We start from the raw sequence: 6,000 nt of genomic DNA, 5'->3' as shown, positions 1-6,000 counted from the left end.
AGGCCCCCACACCGTTCACCTGGACCAAGACCGCGGACGAGATCCTCGATTCCCTCGCCCGATTCTGCCGACGGATCTCGGGCGCAGGACACTAGGGTCCTCTCGAACTCGTCCCACAGCCGACGACCACCGTACTGGCGGACCTGGTGGGCTTCCTCGCCGTCACGGAAGGTCGTGGCGGCCCAGGCCGGCGTGGTGAGGGAGTACAGCCACAGGGTGTGGCCGTCCTCGTGCGGCTGGACCGCGTGCGTCATGTCGCGCAGGCGCAGCCCGGCGGCGAGCGGGAAAGGGGCGAACTTCCCGTGCGGAGGGAGCCCGACGGTGGTGTGGTGTTCCGCCACGGTGCCACCGGCCGCCGGGTGTTCGGGCCGGGCAAGGCGCTGGGAGCGCATCTTCATGAACTCGACCGGCTGCAGGAACGGGCCGGACGCGGTGCCGTCGTCGTGGACGGTGAGGCGGACTAGCGCGTCGGCGTTGGAGTAGTGCGTACCGAACGGCGCCAGGACGAGGCCGCCGACCCGGGTCTGCTCGATCCAGGCGTACGGAATCCGCCGGAGCCCGTACGTGGCGATGATCCGGTCGTAGGGAGCGCTTGGCCGCCAGCCGCCACGGCCGTCGGCGCACACCGTCCCCGGCCGGTAGCCGGCGCGCTCCAGCGCGGTGCGGGCCCGTGCGGACACCTCCGGGTCGATCTCGATGGTGACCACGTTCGCGTCGCCGAGCCGGTGGGCGAGCAGGGCGGCGTTCCAGCCCGTCCCGGTGCCCTGTTCCAGCACTCGCATCCCGGGCTCGACCTGGAGGTCGTCGAGCATGGTGGCGACCAGCGAGGGCATCGACGCGGAACTGGTCGCCACCGCGCCGGGTTCCCTTCCGGTGTGCCGGCCGTCGTCCCACTGGGTGACGACCGGGATGTCCGCGGCAGCGGCCGCGAGCCAGGCGGGCTCGTCGGCGACCCGGTCGACGGGCTGGGCGGTGCCGACGGCCATGTCGTACGCCCAGATCAGATCCGGCAGGAAGAGTGAGCGCGGGACGGCGTCGAAGGCCGGCACCCACGCGTCGGGGACGGGGAAGGACCGCCCCGGCACGGAGCGGTCCTTCTGCTCGGACGCGAGCGTCACTTGCGGTGCCCTCCGTCGCCGGGGGGCGTGGTGCCGTCGGGTGACGGCGGATCGGGTGGCGGCGTCCAGGGGGTTCCGGGGTGCCTGTCACCACCGTTGCCGCTCCCACCTTCGGTGTTCTCGACCGTGTCCATCACCGGCTCCTCTCCCCACGGGAATGGCCGCCGCTCCGCAGTCCCGGGGACCGGCGGTCCCCCGGGTCACCTCTCACGGAGCGACACCTTTGACAGTACGGAGTGACGGGTCGGTCACTCAACGCACTTGCGAGTTCTTGCGGACCGTCATTCCGCCGGAACCGCACGCTCGATCTCCGGGTCGATGCCGACGAACTGCAGGTGCACGACGCCCTCCCGCTACCAGATCGCTTGCCACGCCGTGCGCCACGGTTTCGCAGACATGACGACCCGTCAAGGGCGCGCGGCCGTAGGCGTGCGCCCTTCCCGCGATCCCCCGGCGTGACAGGGGCGACGGAGCGCGACCGGCTCGGTATGGCTCGGGCCGCGTTCGTCGGACCCATCAGCGGGCGAAGGTGGCGGCCCTAACGGCGCGTTGGGCGAAGACGGTCTCGCGGCGGTCCGCCGTCTGTCGGAGTGCGTCCCTGCGGTCCCGCTTCGACAGCCGGTCCAGGTACGTGTGGCCGTCGAGGTGGTCACTCTCGTGCTGCAGGCACCGGGCGAAGTAGCCGGTCCCCTCGATGACGAGCGGCCTGCCGTCCTGGTCGAACCCGCGCACGACGGCGTGGTCGGTGCGGGGGACGGCCATGGCGGCACCGGGCACGGAGAGGCAGCCCTCCACGTCGTCGACCAGTCGGCGGTCGCCCGGCTCCGGCAGCTCCAGGACCGGGTTGAGGATGTGGCCGACGTGCCGGATCCCGTCGTCGTCCGGGCAGTCGTAGACGAAGAGCCGCAGGTCGACGTCGACCTGGTTGGCGGCCAGTCCGGCGCCTTCGGCCACGTGCATGGTGAGGAACATGTCGTCGATCAGTGCCGACAGTTCGGGCGTGCCGAACTCGGTGACCTCCCGGCACGGGCGGTGCAGGATCTCCTCGCCCGCCTCCGTGACCCGGCGGACCGAGCCGCGTTCCGCCTCGGGTGACAGCGCCGGGTAGGAGTCCACCGGTCTGCCCTGGACCCGGACCCGCCGGTCGACGGGACCGGGCCGCTCGTGACGAACGGACATGCTGTCTCCCCCACTCACCCTCTGGCCCACCCCTGTGATGGACCGCTTGCCAGTCACTTTGCAAAGTAGCAGACTTTGCAAAGTGACTGAAGAAGACGTCAAGACCCCACACGGTCGGTCCCGACAGGCCGAGGACCGGCTGCCCGCGCACGAGGTCCGCACGGCGCTGCTGGAGCTGCTCGCCGAAGTCGGCACCGTCACGGCGACCGAGGCGGCGACGCGGCTGGGGCACAGCTCCGGGCTCTGCTCGTTCCACCTGCGGCAGCTCGCCCGGCACGGACTCATCGAGGAAGCGCCGCACACCGGGGGCCGCGCACGGCCCTGGCGTCTGCGGCAGGAGGCGCCGGAGGCCGGTGCTCCCCCGGCGGAGGAATTCGGCGACCTGGCCCGGGGACTGGAGGACGAGAGCTGGCGACGATGGCTCGGCCAACGCGAGCTGGCGCCCGCCGCATGGCGGCACGACGAGGCGTTCAGTGCCGTCGCCTACCTGACGCCCGAGGAGATGAGCGGGGTCGCGGCCGCGGTCCGGCAGGCGCTCGCCCCCTACCAGCACCGCGAACAGCGCCCCTTGGCCCGACCCGAGGGCGCCCGGCCGGTGGCCCTCATCACCCGGCTGTTCCCCCTGCTCCCCGATCAGCCGGGCGACGTGGGCCGGCGGGGCTGAGCGGCCGGCAACCGCCGGGCTCGGCATACTTGGCCAGACCCCGGAAGCACCCGCCCTCCCCCGCGGTGCGTGGGGGCCGCCGGTGCGGATCGCCGAACCCCGAGGAGAGCCGTGTCCACCACCCCGCAGCCGGCGCCGGACGGCACGCCGGAGGTGACCCCGGCCGCGAGCCGGGCCCGCTGGCGGCAGGTGCGCGACCACCTGAACCGCCACCGCTTCGAGCTGACCCGGGCGGCTGCGGCCGAGCACGCCGCCCGGCAGTTCGCTCCGGGCGGGCGGCTGCTGGCGCGCGAGCACTGGATTCCCGAGGCGCCCGTACCCCTGGAGCGGGTGCGGCTCCGGTGGCAGGAGCGGACCCCGGCCGCCCCCGTCGACGGCCGCGGCCCGGAACTGGACGCCACCCGCGCCCGGCGCGACGACGGCACCCCGTACCCCTGCTACGCCGACGCCGTCCGCGACCTGGCCGGGCCGAAACTGTTCGAGGACCGGAGTTGCTACCGGCTCCTGGCGGTGGCGCCGGACGCGGCCGCGCCCACGCTGACCTTCGGCCGCGGCACCTACTTCGACGTCATCAACGTCTGCGAGGCCGCCGCTCACGAGTACGCCGCCGCCGCGCTGGCCGCGCCCGGCCGGCCCGTGCCGGCCGGCGGCGCCACACCGCTGCGGGCCGCCCTCGGTGATCCCACCGATCTCGACCGGCGGCCGGTCATGACCGCCGTGAGCACCCTGGTCATCCGCCACGACCGGCGGACCGGCGCGGCCGAGTTCGTCCTGCACTGGCGCGACCCGGCCAAGGTCGCCAGCGGCGGCGGCCTCTTCCAGGTCATGCCCGTGGGCATGTTCCAGGCCTCCCACGACGCGCCGTGGAACGAGGCCAACGACTTCGACCTGTGGCGCGCGGTCGTGCGCGAGCTCAGCGAGGAACTGCTCGGCGGCAGCGAGGACTACGGCAGCGGCGCGGCCCCTCTCGACTACGACGCGTGGCCGTTCAACCGGACTCTGAGCGAGGCCCGCGCGGCCGGCACGCTCCGGGTCTCCTGGCTGGGCCTGGGCATGGACCCGCTCACCTTCGTCACCGACCTGCTGACCGTCGCGGTGTTCGACGCCGAGCTGTTCGACACGGTGTTCGCGCGGATCGTCTCCACCAACGACGAGGGGCACCGCGTACGGCTGGACGACGGCACCGGGCACGCGGTGGGGATCCCGTTCACCGCCGAACAGGTCGAGCGCCTCACCACCGGTGAGCCGATGCAGCCGGCGGGCGCGGAACTGCTCCACCTCGCCTGGCTACACCGGAAGACGCTCCTGAACGAGCCCGCGTGACCCCGTGACCCGCGACCCCGTGACCTCATGACCCCCTGGCCGCGTGATCGAGGGGCCCGGTTCCGTCGACGGTGAGACGGGCCGTCGCAGCGGCCCGAGGCCCCCGGTTGCCCTGCGGGCGATCGTGGGCTTTAATAAATGAACAGGCATTTATTAATGAGGGGGTAGCGATGGCCGGACGTCCCCGAGGCGTGGACGACGTGGTGATCCTGCGCGCGACGGCCGAGGTGATCGGCCGGGTGGGCCCCGCCGGGCTGACGCTGGCCGCCGTGGCCCGCGAGGTCGGGCTGGTGCCCGGCACCCTCGTGCAGCGGTTCGGCTCCAAGCACGGCCTGCTGGTGGCGCTCGCCGAACAGTCCGTCAAGGACGCGGACGCGTTGCACGGCCGGGTGCGGGAGGCGCACCCATCGGTCCTCGGGGCGCTGGCCGCGCTGGTCGTCGAGTCGATGGCTCCGATGGCCACGCCGGAGAGCTTCGCCAACCACCTGGCTTTCCTGTGCACGGATCTCACGGACCCGCAGCTCTACGAGCCCGCCCTGGCCGCCCACCGGGCCCAGGAACGGGTGATCCGGGCACTGCTGGCGGAGGCCGTCGCCGCCGGCGAACTCCGGGCCGGGACGGACGTCGCGGCGGTGGCCGGGTCCGTCCAGGCGGTCACCGCCGGCGTGGGCCTCGTCTGGGCGCTCGACCGCCGGGGCACCCTCGCGCAGCGGCTGCGCCGGGAGCTCGACGCCCTCCTGGCCCCGCACCACCCACCCCGGCACCACCACGACCTGGAGGAAGCATGACGAACGCCACCCGGCCGCTGGCGGGGAAGGTGGCGCTGGTCGCCGGCGGGACCAGGGGCGGCGGGCGGGGCATCGCCGTCGAGCTCGGGGCGGCCGGCGCGACGGTGTACGTCACCGGCCGCAGCAGCACGGCCGAACGCTCCGACCTGGACCGTCCGGAGACCGTCGAGGAGACCGCCGAGCGGATCACCGCCGCCGGCGGCGTCGGAGTCCCCGTCCGCACCGACCACAGCCGCCCGGAGGAGGTCCGCACCCTGATCCACCGGATCGCGGCCGAACAGGACGGCCGGCTCGACGTCCTGGTCAACTCCGTATGGGGCGGGGACCAGCTGACGGACTGGACGCACCCGCTGTGGGAGCAGGACCTCGACACCGGCCTCCGGCTGCTGCGGCGGGCGGTGGAGACCCATGTGATCACCAGCCGCTTCGCACTGCCGCTGATGGTCGCGCGCCGGAGCGGTCTGGTCGTGGAGGTCACCGACGGCAACACCGCCCGCTACCGCGGCTCGTTCTTCTACGACCTCGCGAAGTCCGCGGTGATCCGCCTCGCCGTCGCGCAGGCCGCCGAGCTGAAGGCGCACGACGTCGCGGCCGTCGCGATCACGCCGGGCTTCCTGCGCTCGGAGGCCGTGCTGGAGCACTTCGGGGTCACCGAGGCCAACTGGCGCGACGGCGTCGCCCAGGACCCGAACTTCGCCCACTCGGAAACCCCCGCCTACCTGGGACGGGCGGTCGCCGCGCTGGCCGCCGACCCCGCCATCATGGCCAAGACCGGCCGGGCGCTCGCCACCTGGGGCCTCTACCGGGAGTACGGGTTCACCGACGCCGACGGCACGCGACCGGACTTCGCCGCCCACTGGGCCGACTCCCTGGAGGCGGAGTTCGGGCCGCTGGGAGATCCGCTCTGACCGTCGCTCCGACCGGTCCG

Annotated in this window: 6 protein-coding genes; 4 read left to right on the top strand and 2 right to left on the bottom strand. The window is 73.5% G+C overall.

All coding sequences use genetic code 11. The annotated features are described in order from the left end of the window. Positions 1 to 1,118 (bottom strand): methyltransferase domain-containing protein (locus ACZ34W_RS33400; protein WP_465609527.1); only part of this gene is annotated, 1,118 nt, incomplete at its 3' end. A gap of 516 nt (positions 1,119 to 1,634) precedes the next feature. Further along, positions 1,635 to 2,297 (bottom strand): peptide deformylase, encoded by a 663-nt coding sequence (gene def, locus ACZ34W_RS33395; protein ID WP_465609526.1) that lies wholly within the window; start codon positions 2,295 to 2,297, stop codon positions 1,635 to 1,637. An 82-nt stretch (positions 2,298 to 2,379) separates the two neighbouring features. Here def and ACZ34W_RS33390 point away from each other — a divergent pair, with 82 nt between their 5' ends. The 4 genes from ACZ34W_RS33390 (at position 2,380) to ACZ34W_RS33375 (ending at position 5,980) form a co-directional block, all read left to right on the top strand. After that, positions 2,380 to 2,961: a helix-turn-helix domain-containing protein gene (locus ACZ34W_RS33390; RefSeq protein WP_465609525.1), complete on the top strand. Its 582-nt coding sequence runs from the start codon at positions 2,380 to 2,382 to the stop codon at positions 2,959 to 2,961. Positions 2,962 to 3,072: 111 nt separating this feature from the next. Beyond that, a complete protein-coding gene (locus ACZ34W_RS33385) occupies positions 3,073 to 4,284 on the top strand; it encodes a hypothetical protein (protein ID WP_465609524.1) in 1,212 nt (403 codons plus the stop codon). A gap of 170 nt (positions 4,285 to 4,454) precedes the next feature. After that, on the top strand, positions 4,455 to 5,072 hold the full coding sequence (locus tag ACZ34W_RS33380) for a TetR/AcrR family transcriptional regulator (RefSeq protein WP_465609523.1): 618 nt from the start codon (positions 4,455 to 4,457) through the stop codon (positions 5,070 to 5,072). Continuing rightward, a complete protein-coding gene (locus ACZ34W_RS33375; RefSeq protein WP_465609522.1) occupies positions 5,069 to 5,980 on the top strand; it encodes an SDR family oxidoreductase in 912 nt (303 codons plus the stop codon). The genes ACZ34W_RS33380 and ACZ34W_RS33375 overlap by 4 nt, the downstream gene beginning before the upstream one ends. Positions 5,981 to 6,000 lie beyond the last annotated feature (20 nt).

Source organism: Kitasatospora sp. NPDC022856 (genome assembly GCF_055561235.1).
This window is presented reverse-complemented; position numbering and strand designations above follow the sequence as displayed.